Below are 12,375 nucleotides of genomic sequence, written 5' to 3'. Positions count from 1 at the left end.
CGCAACCGGCCAACTCACGGGGCTGAGCCGTCGCTGGAGCGCGCCGTAGTGCTCGCCACCCGCAGGCGTGCGACCAGTTCCGGAATCCGCCCTTCCTCGGCCACGCCGTAGCCGAGGACCAGCCCGTTGCCGGCCGCCGTGCCGTCGGCGTAATAGCTGCTCAGTGGGCGGGCGATCACCCCCAGCTCCCGTGCGGCCCGCACCACCGCCACGTCGTCCGGCCCGTCCGGCAGGCGCAGCACCAGATGCAGTCCGGCCTGGCCGCCGAGGATGTGCTCCGGCGTGCCGAACTCCGCACCCAGCGCAGCGCGCAGGGCCTGCTGGCGGGCGCGATACACCGGCGCCATGCGGCGCAGGTGGCGCGTCAGCTCGCCGCTGTCGAGGAAGCGGGCGAGGGCCCGCTGTTCCACGCACCGCCCGCTGCGGTACAGCGTGCCGATGGCTTCGCCGAGGGCCGTCACCGCCCAGCGCGGCACCACCATGTAGCCGATGCGCAGGCCGGGGTAGAGCAGCTTGCTGAAGGTGCCCACGTAGATCACCGGCGCATCCGGCCGCAGGCCCTGGATGGCCGGCAGCGGGCGGGCGCCGGGCTGGACGTGGTTGAAGTCGCTGTCGTAATCGTCCTCGATCAGCCAGCCGCCGGGCGTCAGCCGGTTCAGGAAGGCCAGCCGGCGCTCCAGGCTCAGTACGCTGCCCAGCGGATACTGATGGGACGGCGTCAAAAAGAGCAGGCGCGGTGGATCGGTCCGCCACAAGTCCTCGGCCGGCGCCATGCCGTCCTGGTCCACCGGCACGCTGCGTACGCGCAGGCCGGCGGCCAGCATCGCGTTGCGGGCGTGAGGATAGCCCGGCTCCTCCATCCACACCGTGTCGCCTTCGTCGGCCAGCAGGTGGGCGCAGGCATCCAGCGCCACCTGTCCGCCGGCGACGATGAAGACCTGTTCCGGCGCGCACGCCACACCGCGCCGCGCCGACAGGAAGGCCGCCACCGCGCGGCGCAGGGCCGGCTCGCCGCCCGGTTCGGTGTAGGCCAGCTGACGGGCGCTGACCTCGCCCCAGGCCTGTTGCAGCAGCCTCGCCCAGCGCTGCCATGGAAAGGCGTTGAGATCGGCGATGCCGGGCGCGAAGGGCAGCGACGCGTCGCTCCGGTCGATACGCGGGAGTTGCCGGCCGCGCCGCGACAGGATCTCCTGCCCGACAAGCGGTGCAGGGGCAGGGCCGGCCGCCAGCGGCAGTGCCGCCACCCGCGTGCCCTGGCGGTCGGCGTCCAGAAAGCCCTCGGCGAGCAGTTGCTGGTAGGCGAACAGCACGCCGTTGCGGGCCATGCGGAAGTCCATGGCGAGCTGGCGGCTGGCCGGCAGGCGCGTGCCCGGCGCCAGGCGGCCGTCGAGGATGGAAGCCTTGAGCAGGCGGTACAGCCGCGACTGGCGCGGTTCGCCGACGTCCGCCGCATCACGCAGCGGACCGAGGATCAGCTCCAGGTCGAGGGACATCATGGCTCCATGAATGTGGGTAAGCGTGGTTCCATGGATGGTGCCACGCCGCGGCTATGCTGGCCGCACATTTCAAGGAGCCCAGCATGTCCCACGTTGCCCCCAGCCCGCGTACCGAGATCCACCGCAAGGCCCAGCGCGCCCATTACGACCTCGCCACTGTGCACGCCATCGTCGATCAGGCCCTGGTCTGCCACATCGCCTTCAACCAGGGCGGCAGCGTGCATTGCCTGCCCACTGCCTGCTGGCGGGAAGGGGATTTCCTATATGTCCACGGTGCCAACAACTCGCGCCTGGTGCACACCCTGCTCGACGGCGAATGCGCGGTCTGCATCACCCACCTGGATGGCCTGGTGTTGGCGCGCTCGGCCTTCCACCACTCGATGAACTACCGCTCGGTGGCGATCTACGGCCGCTTCCAGGCGGTGGATGAGGTGGAGGCCAAGGAGGCCGCTTTCAAGGCTTTCGTCGAGCACGTCAGCCCGGGGCGGGCCGCGCAGGTGCGCCTGCCGTCCCGCGCCGAACTGGCCGGTACCCGCCTGCTGCGCCTGCCGCTGGCCGAAGCCGCCGCCAAGATCCGCAACTGGGGCGTCGAGGATTCCGAGGGGGACATGGCGATTCCGGTGTGGGCCGGCGTGATCCCGCTCGCGCTGCGGGCGGGGGCGCCGGTGCCGGAAGTGGGTGGCGAGGCATACAGCCTGCCAGCCCATCCCGGTTTCATCGAAGCATCGAACTGAGATCGGTCCTCAGTCGCCGACGCGGATCACGATCTTGCCGAAGTGCCCGCCGTTCTCCATGTGCTTGAGGGCGGCGGGGGCTTCCTCGAACGGGAACTCCCGGTCGACCACCGGCTTGATGCCGTGGGTGGCGATGGCGTCCAGCATGTCGGCGAACATCGCCCGGCTGCCCACGAAGATGCCCTGGATGCTCGATGCCTTCGGGATCAGCATCACCGGGCTGGCAGCGCCGGCGAGGCCAGTCAGCACGCCGATGTAGGCGATCCGGCCGCCGACGCCGACGCTCATCAGCGAGCGCTCCAGCGTGCCCGGGCCGCCCACTTCCAGCACCACGTCCACGCCCGCGCCGCCGGTCAGGCGCAGCACTTCCTCGTGCCATTCCGGGTGGGTCCTGTAGTTGATGCCGTGGTCGGCGCCGAGGGCCTTGGCGCGCTCCAGCTTGGCGTCGTCGCTGGAGGTGATGATCACCGTTGCGCCGGCCGCCTTGGCGAACTGCAGCGCGAAGATCGACACGCCGCCGGTGCCCAGCAGCAGCACCGTCTGGCCCGGCTTCAGGTCGCCCGCCTCGAAGAGAGAATTCCACGCCGTCACCGCCGCGCAGGGCAGCGTGGCCGCCTCGGCATAGCTCAGGCTGTCGGGCAGCTTGACCAGGCCGCTCTCGTCGGTGATGAAACGCTCGGTGAAGGCCCCGGTGGATTCCGCGCCGCGCGCGTCGGACAGCGCCCGCGCGTCGGCCTTGCCGCTGTACCAGTGGGGGAAGAACAGCGTTGCGACCCGGTCGCCGACCGCCAGCCCCTTCACGTCCTTGCCGACCGCCACCACCTCGCCGGCCCCGTCGGAACACGGCACCAGGCCGTCGACGATGTTGGCGAAATACGTGTTGCGGGTGACCAGGATGTCGCGGAAATTCAGCGATACGGCCTTGATGGCCACCGCCACCTCCGTGTCGCCCAGCGGGGCGGGCTCGAACTCGGCGATCTGCAGCGGCGAAACCGGGTGGTTCGGGAAAACTTCGTAGCGTCTCATCGGGGCCTCTTTTTTGTGGGTGTGGATAACAGCGCTGGCATTCTTGCATGAGGGCGGTGATTGCGCCCATGCAATGTGGTTCAGGCGAGCCTGTCCCTTGCCTGTCGGTAAAGCCGCGCGAAAGTCGCGCTGTCGATCCACTGTTTGGTGTGTGCCTGCGTGGAGATGCCCCATTTCCGACCTTGCACGTCGCGGTGATTCATCGCGGCAAGGCTGGCTGCTCCGCCCTGGATGCCTACATGGAAGCCCGGCTTGCCCGGCTGTTCGGCCAGCCACAGCAGCAGGTCGCCAGGCAGCGAGAGCTTGCCGTCCGGTGCGCAGGCCATCACGGCACCGATGTCGGGGAAGCCGGCCTGCGCGGCGGCGGCAATCGCCAGAACGCTCCGTGCCGGCAGCCAGTTCTGCACGTGGGACATGTCTTGCCGGGTGAATTGAAAGTCGCGGCTGTCGAGCGGCGCGTCCTTGAGATGGCAAAGCAGGCCGGACAGGCCTGCGGCAATGCCGACAAATTCATCTGCTTCCTTTGCCAATCCGGACAGGCGGATTCTTTTTTCGGTTGCCGGGTTTGCGCCGCCGACGCCTTTCTTGCGGCTGAAGGGGTAGCCCTCGAAGTCACCGCTGATGAAGCGGCGCAGGGCAGCAAGGTGTGGCGGGTCTGATCGTGGAGAGGCTCGATCTCCCCGTCCAGTTCGTCACCGAGCATGCGCGTGATCACGTTCTCGATGGACGGGCGGCCATTGCGGCGGCGCCAGCTGACCAGCACCTTGCCGTCCTGTCGGTGCATCTCGCCGAGCAGTAGTTCGTTCCACTCGGCCAGCACCGAACGCTCGAAATCCTCTTCTGCCTGGGCCAGGCTGTGGGGCGGCACCAGGAAGACCATCAGCCGGTGCCCCTCGGGACTGGCCGGTTCAGGCTGCCCGGCACAAGCCTCATCGCACAAGCCGCGGTATTGCCCCAGCAGTTGTGTGGAATCCTGGGCCGATGCAGCGCTGATCTTGTTCTCGATGGCAATCACCCAGTCGTCGTTGACGCTGACCAGCACATCGTGGCCGCCGGCGTTGTGCTCCAGTTCCACATCGATCGACAGGTCATCCTCCGAGTTCGAGCGCAGCCGGTACTTGATGCGTTCGCCAAGCCGGGCCAGTTCGCCCTGGAACTGCGCATCGGCCGCTTCGGCGTGGCTGCCGATCTCGGCGAGGAAGGCTTTCAGGAAGGCCGGACCGAAGCCGTGGTCCATGCCCGGATGGAGCAGCCAGGCCAGGCAGGCCGACATGTTTTCCTCGTTGAGCCCCCGCTTGCCAGACGCCAGCACCCTGAAAAGATTCATCGTTCCCTTGTCCCCGACTATCCATGCCCGAAAACGGCGCGCCAAGCATAGTGGCTGGCCTGTGCGCGGATCAATGGCTGGTACTCACACCTCCCACCATTCCCCGTCCGGGTGTTGCACCACGTTGGCGAACAGCCCGGCGTACTTGTCCGGTGCAAAGCTGTGGATTGGCACCAAGGCGCCGGGCGCCAGCGCTTCCGCAAAGCGCCGGAGATCCCGCGGGCTGGCGTGGCCGGAGGTATGGATGTAGTGCATGGAAATCCGGTGCCTGGCCAGCCAGGCCTGGGTCGTCGCGTAGGCGCCCCGCTCGAGATAGCCCTGCCACTGGGAGTAGATGAATCCCGCATCCTGAAGCGCGTCGGCGCGCTCCAGGTCGGCCATCATCAGCGGGCGGAACAGCACGGTGCTGGTCGATGCCAGTGCGCGCAGCTGCTCAGGAAACACGCGCCGCTTCGCATGGCGTCGCAGCAGCTCGAACCATTCGTTCTTCCGGATCTGCGTGCGCTGGGACTCCGGCACTAACAGCGCGATGCCCGGCCAGTCGGACTGCGGGATGTTCCCGTTGCCGGTCGCCTCGAGGATTGCCGCGGCGTACAGGTCGATGACCAGGGTTCGCCCGCTGCGCTTGCAGGCGCGATAAAGGCTGACGACCCGGTCGATATTCTGGGCCGAGGTGAGCACCATGCTCAGGCTGGCGGTTGCCCGGAACTGCCGGACAAAGGCCTCCTCCAACTCCGCCTCGCTCGGGAAGACGTCATCGTCCTCCAGCCGGGACAGGGATGAGCCCTCCATCAGCAATACATCGATGCCCGTCGGCGGGGCAGACACGATCTGCTCGAACAACCCGCCCTTGCGCCCGTGGCCGCGCAGGTCGCCGCTGTAGAGCAGGGTCCTGCCCCCGGTGCGGTCGCGCTGTCCATATGGCCTTTCTCAGTTGAGGGAAGGCCATTGTTGGAGGTCGGTACGACAGGGTGTGACGTTTGCGAAATGGGCTGGGGCGTCGGGGCGGACTGCCAAAAGACAACCGGCCGCCCAGCCGGTTGTCGAGAAGACTCCAGACTGGATATACGTCAGAGAAAAGCTACGCTTCGTGAATGATGGTTGATCGGCGCAATTCATCTTCAGGGAAAACTCGGCCGCTTTTCAGGCATGTGTATATATGCTCAAAAACCAGGCCGGGCGTTCCTTTCTTTCTGCCGCTCCGGAAATAGGAATGTCCTTTCGGATTGTCATACACATTGTTGACGTCGTCGCAGTCAACCACATAGACATTCTTCGGCGTCAGCTCCATATTTTCCGGTCCCGTATGGCCCAGGCGCCGGGATGCAATCTTGTTTTTCAGATTGGCCGCCTTGCTCGCGCGCAATGCCAAGTCGTCTGAGGCAAAATAGACAACAACATTCCGTGAGGCATCGCAGATCAGCTTTCCCCTTTCGGTCCGGTGAATGGACTCGTTCTCAATGTCTGCTGCCACAAGGAAAGTGTTGCGGAACAGCAGCGGGACTCCGTCGGCCAGATCATATTTGTCCCAGGCACACAGCGTTTCCCGGAGGACCCTGTTGCCCATGGAGTGTGCAAGGATATTGATCCGCTTCAGGCAGGGGTCGGTATCCGGTGTGTTCAGATTCGACTCCCGCCACTCGATAAACCTGCTCAAAGCTCTTGCCAGGGACAAGGCGCTGCCATCTGCTGACTTCTGATCATCCCAGTAGTCCTTGACGATTCCGAGATCGTTGTCGCATGGCCAGATGATGGGAACAACCAGGACTTCCTTTTTGTCCTTCTTGTCGCACAGTTTCTGGAATTCGGCGGCAGCCTCGAAAACATCGTCGGGAAGGTTCGAGAAGCCGTGAATGTAGATCAATACTTGCCTATATTCCGAATTCTTGAGTTGAGAAAGGAAGTTTAGCCCACCAACTTCTCTAATGCTTCCGTTCTGTGCTCTTTCGCAGAAAAAAACGGAGTTGCTCGGGGCATTGTTTTCTAGATCGAAAATGAATTCCCTGCCCAGCTCGGTTTTTATTGATGCCTTCGGAAATCTATTTGTTATGAATAGCACGATGGCTCCTTGGCGTGGTTGGTAATCGAGGGAGAGAAAACAACTGGTGCAGAATCAGTGCTCGGCAAGCTTTCCGAGCAAGTCGAAATACGATGCGCTAAAGATGCCGCCGACCGCTAGCCACACCTTGGATGCACAGTCTTGGGAAAATTTCAGACGAGCTCTATATTTTTCATCATTCTTCTCATCTTCCTTTGTAAGGAAAGTGTATTCAGCCCAGAACCATATGGGGGGAAGAACGGTCCACGCTGCAGCAATCCATCCTCGGGTAGATTTTGAATCCTGAGCCCAGTAAAAGGACACGATGGCGCCGATTAAGGCTAGTGTCACCATAACCACTATCACGGTTTTATGTCTCGTTTCCATAAATCCTCCATGCCCCCTGAGTTCACCGAGGTGCGACAGCATTTCATCGTTTCACTGGCATGAAGTACAACGCTGCCCGCTCTCCTCTGTTTACGTCTCGATATGCAATAGTGTGTCGTCACCATCGAATGTTGCCGCCCTCTCGATCATCAATCCGGCGTCAACTTCTTCGTGGCCGTCTGCAACATTGAATATTCATTGATCAACATAGAACATTGCCCAGTGAATATTCAATGTGAACTTTTCAGCATCGAATGTTCACCGCACATCATCCTTCGTGCACAGCAAACATCCCCAAGCAGCCGAAGCTACCTGGGGATGCGGGGGCACAACATGCAGCAAGCGTCGGGTTAGCTTCCCGACGCAACGGGCTCAATCAAGCCCTGACCCGTGATTTCGTCGGGTCGTAGTGCGGAAACGCCACCACTTTCGCGTCCAGTCGTTTGCGGTGTCCATCCAGTTGGCCGACCTGCAGTTCGGTGTCGAGTGCCGAGTAGGCGACATCCACGCGAGCCAGCGCGATCTGCGTGTCGAGGATCGGCGAGCGGGTGGTGCTGGTGATTTCGCCGACCTTGGCACGGCCGACGTAGAGGCCGTCGCCGTGGCTGGCGCCTTCGTTGCTGGCAATGGCGAGGCCGACCAGCTTGCGGCGCGGGTGGGCTTTGCGCTCTTCAAGGGCGGCCTTGCCGATGAAGTCGTCCGGCTTCGATAGCGCGACGGTGAAGCCGATGCCGGCTTCGAAGGGGTCGGTCTGATCGCAGAATTCGTGGCCGGCGAAGGCGAGCCCGGCTTCGATGCGCAGCATGTCGAGGGCGTCGAAGCCGAGCGGCACGATGCCTAGAGGGGCGCCGGCTTCCATCACCGAGTTCCACAGGGCCGGGCCGTCCTTGGGGGCGCACCAGAGTTCGTAGCCGAGTTCGCCGGTGTAGCCGGTGCGCGACACGACCAGCGGGATGCCGGTGGGGCCGCCCAGGCGGGCGGCGGCAAAGCGGAACCAGCCGAGTTCGTCCGGCGTCGGCTGCAGCGGGCTGGTCCACAGGATCTTCTTGAGCAGCTCGCGGCTCTTGGGGCCTTGCACGGCGAGGTTGTGCAGGGCGTCGGTGGCTTCGCGGATATGCACGTTGAAGCCGGCGGCGGTGGCCTGTTCTTGCAGCCACAGGCCGGTGGTGTCTTCGCCGCAGACGAAGCGGAACACGTCGCGGCCGAGGCGGAACACCGTGCCGTCGTCCATCATGCCGCCGTGGGCGTGGCAGACGGCGGTGTAGACCACCTGGCCGACGGCCAGCTTGCGCATGTCGCGGGTCTGCACCTTCTGCAGCAGGGCTTCGGCGTCGGGGCCAGTGACGTCGAACTTGCGCAGCGCCGACAGGTCCATGACCGCCACTTTCTCGCGGCAGGCCCAGTATTCGGCCAGCGTGCCGTGGCCGACGAAGCTGCGCGGCAGCCAGTAGCCCTTGTAGTCGATGAAGTCGCGGGTGAGGGTTTCGGTTGCCGGCGCGAAGGCGGTCGGCCGGGTCAGGCGGACGGGGGAGTCGGGTGTCATGCGGTGGGCCATCGCGCGGGGGAAGGAATAGGCGGCGTCGTAGAGACGTGCCTCGATATCGGTGGGCTGCCAGGCGTTGGCGGGGTCGATGTCGTCGGCGCAGGACGACACCGCCACCACCAGGTCCTTCAATGCCCTGAGCAGCACGTAGTCGCCGGGCTTGGACCACGGTTCGGCGAAGCCGAGGCTGCCGCAGGGCTGGATGAAGGTGTTGTAGAAGAAGTTGATGGCCGGCCAGCCGGCACGCGGGCGGATGCCGAAGCCGGCCAGCGCGGCGTTGAAGTTGTCGCTGCAGTTGGCGTGGCCGGGAAAGCCGGCGTCTTCGTAGTACTTGGCGGTGCACGCCAGCGCGAAGGCGTCGTGGCGGCCGACGGTGTCCTGCACGGTTTCGAGCAGCGGCTGCATGCGCGCGTCGAAGTACTTGGCGTGCAGGCCGGGCTGGGGATAGGCGGCACCGGCCAGCGTGCGCGTCACCGTCGGGTCGAGGCCCCATTCCTCGCCAGCGGCCAGCGCTGCGGCGTCGAAGGCGAGGAGGTCGGAGCACTGGCGGCCATCCACGTCGATGACCTGGATGTACTGCCCGGCCTTCACCGCGAAGGCACGGGCGCTGGCGGCGGTGACGCGGATCACCGCCAGCGGTTCGGGAAAGGCCTGGGCCAGGCGTGGCGTGGCCTCGGCGGCGAGCAGGAAGGGGTCGCCTTCCTGCGCCAGGTCCGCGGGCGGAACGACGTCGTTCATGCGCACACCTCCCGCTCGGCCAAGCGCCGGTAGCTGCCGCAGGCAAAGACCAGCGGTTCGCCGTCGCGGCAGCGCAGCTGGCTGACCTCGGCCACGAAGATGGTGTGGTCACCGCCCGGGTACTGGGCGAAGGGCCGGCATTCAAAGGTGGCCAGCGCCCCCTCGATCAGCGGTGCGCCATGCTCGCCGGCGCCGTAGACCAGGTCCACCCACTTGTCGCCGCCGCCCCGCGCGAAGCGGTTGGAGAGGGATTCCTGCTCGTCGCCGAGCACGTGGATGGCCAGCGGCCCGCCGGCGGCGAAGGCTTCGCAGCAGGCCATGTTCTTGGCCAGGCTGAAGAGCACCAGCGGCGGGTCGAGGGACACGGAGTTGAAGGAGCTGACGGTGGCCCCCACCGGCCGGCCCTCGTCGTCCCAGGTGGTGACGATGGTGACGCCGGTAGGGAAGAGGCCGAGGACGCGGCGGAACAAACGCCCGTCGAAGGGCGCCCGGTGGGCGGCGATGGGCTGGCTGGTGGTGGCGTGCATGGCGGCGTGGCTCCCTGGACTTAAGCTTGCGCCTCGGCGAGGAGCTTGCTGGCGAAGGCGGCTTTCTCTTCCTTGCTCATCTTCTTGAGCTCGTTGTTGAGGACGCGCTGGTTCACCGACTGGTTCCAGTAGTCCAGCACCTCGAAGCCGAGCAGCGCGGCCTTGCCGACGAACTGGCGCAGCACTTCGTTGGTGGGGCCCATCACCCAGCCGGCCTTGCCGTCGCGCAGCAGGCGCTCGATGCCGAGGGCCGGCTTGTAGCCGGTGCCGCCGCAGGCGTGGAGCATCTTGTCCACCACGAAGGTGACGTTCTTGGAGGCGAAGAACTTGACCTGCCACAGCCAGTTGAGGAGCTCGGTGCGCGGCAGGTGGTCGATGGTGGCGTGGGCGGACCAGTCGCAGTTGTTGGTCTGCTCGTCCAGCGCCTTGGCGGCCAGGTACACGTAGCTGCGGCTGGCGTTGGTGTCGATCAGGCATTCGCCGACGTAGTCCTGGATGGTCGGGTAGTCGGCCACGCGCATGCCCACGTCGTTATGCACCTTGCGGGTGGTGTGGTTCTTGGTGATGTCCATCGCGGCGAGGCAGATGCCGTTCCAGCAGGCCGAGGAGCACACCAGGAAGAAGGGGTCGACCACTTCGTCGTTGGACTTGGCGCCGTCGCCGATCGGGCCGACCAGCGCGTCCGGGGCGATCTCGACGCCGTCCACCGAGATCGGGCCGGACTGGTTGCCGCGCATGCCGAGGCCGTCCCAGTTGGCCGGGTCGGCGTGGATCTGGTCCTTGGTGACCAGGAAGCAGGACAGGTTGGAGTAGTCGCCGCCGAAGTCCGGCGAGGTGGTCTGGATGATGTACCAGTCGGCAAAGCCGCCAGAGGTGGTCCACGAAGCCTTCTTGAAGACCTTCCAGCCATTGTCGGTGCGCTCGGCGCGGGACGACATCGGGTACCAGAAGTGGGAGCCGGTTTCCGGGTCGGAGTAGGACAGGGTGCCGATCAGCACGTCCTTGTCCACCCGGCGCAGGATGTCCTTCAGGCGCTCGTTGTCGTGGTGGCGCAGCAGCGCGGCGGCGCAGGCGCCCAGGTGCATGGTGTAGCACATGGCGGTGGAGGGGCAGCCGTAGCGGGCGATGGTCTCGACCACCATCGCGGCGCACAGATGGCTCTCACCGCGGCCGCCGAGCTCCTTCGGGATGGTCAGGCTCATCAGGCCCATGGCGGCCAGGGCCTCGAAGTTCTTGCGCGGGTAGATGTACTTCTTGTCGCTCTCGATGGCGTTGGGGCGCAGCGTGGTTTCGCACAGGGCGATCAGGTCGGCCTGCAGGGCCTTCTGCTCGGCGGTGAGCAGCCACTGGGGGCTCCATTCGGAACCGATGCCGGTGGGGGTCATTTGGGTGATGGCGTTCATGGCTGTTTCCTTTTTGTGGTTTCGGGGTGTCGTGGAATGCGGATGGATCGGATGGGTCTCAGCGGGGGCCGAGGGTGGTGATGCCGGGTTCGGTGCCGACGGGTAGTTCGCGGCCGTCGTCGTGCTGGGCCAGCCATTCGAGGGCGGCCGGCAGGTAGCGGGTGAGGCCCTTGTATTCGACGAGCTGGGGCGGCAGCGAGGACAGCACCCGGTGCAGGCGGGCGCCCCACTTGGGTACGCGGGCCAGGTCTTCGAGGGAGGCCAGGTAACAGCGGATCGGGAACAGGATTGCGTTGCTGCGCGGCAGGCGCCACAGGGTCTGCAGTTCGACGCGCAGGTGCACCTTCTGCCCGGCGTTTGCGGGGGTGACGCTGGCCCGGTCCGGGCCCCACTCGGGGTAGCTCTCCGGCGAGGTGTCGAGGCGCGGGTTGATGCTCATGGTCCAGTTGAGGCGGCGCACCGGCTGGCCGAGGCGCAGCATCAGCAGGTATTTCAGGGCGCGCTCGAAGACGCCGGTCTGGTGGGCCAGCGGCACTGGGCCGTGCCATTCCATGAAGCTCATGCCGACGTCGAACTCCAGCGACCAGTCGGCCTGGGAGGTGACCATGCCGGCGTCCATGAAGAGGTTGTCGTCGCGCTGGTCGCAGATCGCGAAGTCGCCCTGGGCCTGGCGGGTGATGTACTCGAAGGGTTCGCAGGGCAGGGTCTCGGGGTTGCCGAAGATGAAGCTCTGTTCGATGCCCAGCGGGCGGTTGATCCAGGTCCACCGGCTGCCGAAGTCGTCGCCCTCCTTGATCAGCGAGAACTGCTCCGGGTAGTCGGCGGACAGGTTCTCCATCAGCAGCTCGAGGGTGTCCCACTGGGCCATCATCATGTGCGGCAGCACCTGGCAGCGGCCGGGGTCGCGTTCCAGCGTGATGGCCTTGTCGCGGCATTCGGCGATGTAGTGCTCATCCACGTCGAAGGGGCGCAGGAAGACGTCGCTCGGGCCGCTGCGCACGTGCGGCTCGATGTTGACGCTGTACATGTAGCGGTCTTCCGGGAAGGGGAAGGGGAAGCGCAGCACGGCCGCGTCGCTGTTGCGGTAGCTGTAGTCGCCGCGGAAGGTTTCTTCGGGTTTGAAAGCGATGCTCATGTCGATCTCCTCGGGGGCGCT

At 65.4% G+C, this 12,375-nt stretch carries 12 protein-coding genes; 1 reads left to right on the top strand and 11 read right to left on the bottom strand.

Features of this window, described 5'->3' with window-relative positions; genetic code table 11:
- Positions 1–14 precede the first annotated feature (14 nt).
- On the bottom strand, positions 15–1,496 hold the full coding sequence (locus B4920_RS20090) for a PLP-dependent aminotransferase family protein (protein WP_254051002.1): 1,482 nt from the start codon (positions 1,494–1,496) through the stop codon (positions 15–17).
- A gap of 83 nt (positions 1,497–1,579) precedes the next feature.
- Between B4920_RS20090 and B4920_RS20085 the strand changes: the two genes are divergently transcribed.
- A complete protein-coding gene (locus tag B4920_RS20085) occupies positions 1,580–2,230 on the top strand; it encodes a pyridoxamine 5'-phosphate oxidase family protein (protein WP_139379574.1) in 651 nt (216 codons plus the stop codon).
- Positions 2,231–2,239: 9 nt separating this feature from the next.
- Here B4920_RS20085 and B4920_RS20080 read toward each other — a convergent pair whose 3' ends face one another.
- The 10 genes from B4920_RS20080 to B4920_RS20035 form a co-directional block, all read right to left on the bottom strand.
- Positions 2,240–3,256 (bottom strand): NAD(P)-dependent alcohol dehydrogenase, encoded by a 1,017-nt coding sequence (locus tag B4920_RS20080; RefSeq protein ID WP_079436464.1) that lies wholly within the window; start codon positions 3,254–3,256, stop codon positions 2,240–2,242.
- A gap of 80 nt (positions 3,257–3,336) precedes the next feature.
- Positions 3,337–3,582 (bottom strand): hypothetical protein, encoded by a 246-nt coding sequence (locus B4920_RS20075; RefSeq protein ID WP_139379573.1) that lies wholly within the window; start codon positions 3,580–3,582, stop codon positions 3,337–3,339.
- A complete protein-coding gene (locus tag B4920_RS20070) occupies positions 3,582–4,583 on the bottom strand; it encodes a PD-(D/E)XK nuclease family protein (RefSeq protein WP_079436462.1) in 1,002 nt (333 codons plus the stop codon). The genes B4920_RS20075 and B4920_RS20070 overlap by 1 nt, the downstream gene beginning before the upstream one ends.
- 84 nt (positions 4,584–4,667) lie before the next feature.
- Positions 4,668–5,411, bottom strand: coding sequence for a hypothetical protein (locus B4920_RS20065; protein ID WP_139379572.1), 744 nt, complete (start codon positions 5,409–5,411; stop codon positions 4,668–4,670).
- 253 nt (positions 5,412–5,664) lie between these two features.
- Positions 5,665–6,642, bottom strand: coding sequence for an alpha/beta hydrolase (locus tag B4920_RS20060; RefSeq protein WP_079436460.1), 978 nt, complete (start codon positions 6,640–6,642; stop codon positions 5,665–5,667).
- A 54-nt stretch (positions 6,643–6,696) separates the two neighbouring features.
- Positions 6,697–7,050 carry a hypothetical protein gene (locus tag B4920_RS20055; protein ID WP_139379571.1) on the bottom strand — a complete coding sequence of 118 codons (354 nt, stop codon included), beginning with the start codon at positions 7,048–7,050 and terminating at the stop codon, positions 6,697–6,699.
- 334 nt (positions 7,051–7,384) lie between these two features.
- Positions 7,385–9,289, bottom strand: coding sequence for a DUF1989 domain-containing protein (locus B4920_RS20050; protein WP_079436458.1), 1,905 nt, complete (start codon positions 9,287–9,289; stop codon positions 7,385–7,387).
- A complete protein-coding gene (locus B4920_RS20045) occupies positions 9,286–9,816 on the bottom strand; it encodes a flavin reductase family protein (RefSeq protein WP_079436457.1) in 531 nt (176 codons plus the stop codon). The genes B4920_RS20050 and B4920_RS20045 overlap by 4 nt, the downstream gene beginning before the upstream one ends.
- Before the next feature lie 20 nt (positions 9,817–9,836).
- Positions 9,837–11,219: an acyl-CoA dehydrogenase family protein gene (locus B4920_RS20040; protein WP_079436456.1), complete on the bottom strand. Its 1,383-nt coding sequence runs from the start codon at positions 11,217–11,219 to the stop codon at positions 9,837–9,839.
- A 58-nt stretch (positions 11,220–11,277) separates the two neighbouring features.
- Complete coding sequence (locus B4920_RS20035) at positions 11,278–12,354, bottom strand: DUF3445 domain-containing protein (protein ID WP_079436455.1); 1,077 nt, start codon at positions 12,352–12,354, stop codon at positions 11,278–11,280.
- Positions 12,355–12,375 lie beyond the last annotated feature (21 nt).

This window comes from Zoogloea sp. LCSB751, from assembly GCF_002028455.1.
GTDB lineage: Bacteria > Pseudomonadota > Gammaproteobacteria > Burkholderiales > Rhodocyclaceae > Zoogloea.
The sequence above is the reverse complement of the archived record's forward strand: the minus strand, read 5'-3'. Positions and strand labels throughout refer to the sequence as shown.

Bases quoted from the DNA above. Each gene is read 5' to 3' on its own strand.
- B4920_RS20090 (WP_254051002.1), bottom strand. From the start codon at position 1,496: ATGATGTCCCTCGACCTGGAGCTGATCCTCGGTCCGCTGCGTGATGCG.
- B4920_RS20085 (WP_139379574.1), top strand. From the start codon at position 1,580: ATGTCCCACGTTGCCCCCAGCCCGCGTACCGAGATCCACCGCAAGGCC.
- B4920_RS20080 (WP_079436464.1), bottom strand. From the start codon at position 3,256: ATGAGACGCTACGAAGTTTTCCCGAACCACCCGGTTTCGCCGCTGCAG.
- B4920_RS20075 (WP_139379573.1), bottom strand. From the start codon at position 3,582: ATGGCCTGCGCACCGGACGGCAAGCTCTCGCTGCCTGGCGACCTGCTG.
- B4920_RS20070 (WP_079436462.1), bottom strand. From the start codon at position 4,583: ATGAATCTTTTCAGGGTGCTGGCGTCTGGCAAGCGGGGGCTCAACGAG.
- B4920_RS20055 (WP_139379571.1), bottom strand. From the start codon at position 7,050: ATGCTGTCGCACCTCGGTGAACTCAGGGGGCATGGAGGATTTATGGAA.
- B4920_RS20050 (WP_079436458.1), bottom strand. From the start codon at position 9,289: ATGAACGACGTCGTTCCGCCCGCGGACCTGGCGCAGGAAGGCGACCCC.
- B4920_RS20045 (WP_079436457.1), bottom strand. From the start codon at position 9,816: ATGCACGCCACCACCAGCCAGCCCATCGCCGCCCACCGGGCGCCCTTC.
- B4920_RS20040 (WP_079436456.1), bottom strand. From the start codon at position 11,219: ATGAACGCCATCACCCAAATGACCCCCACCGGCATCGGTTCCGAATGG.
- B4920_RS20035 (WP_079436455.1), bottom strand. From the start codon at position 12,354: ATGAGCATCGCTTTCAAACCCGAAGAAACCTTCCGCGGCGACTACAGC.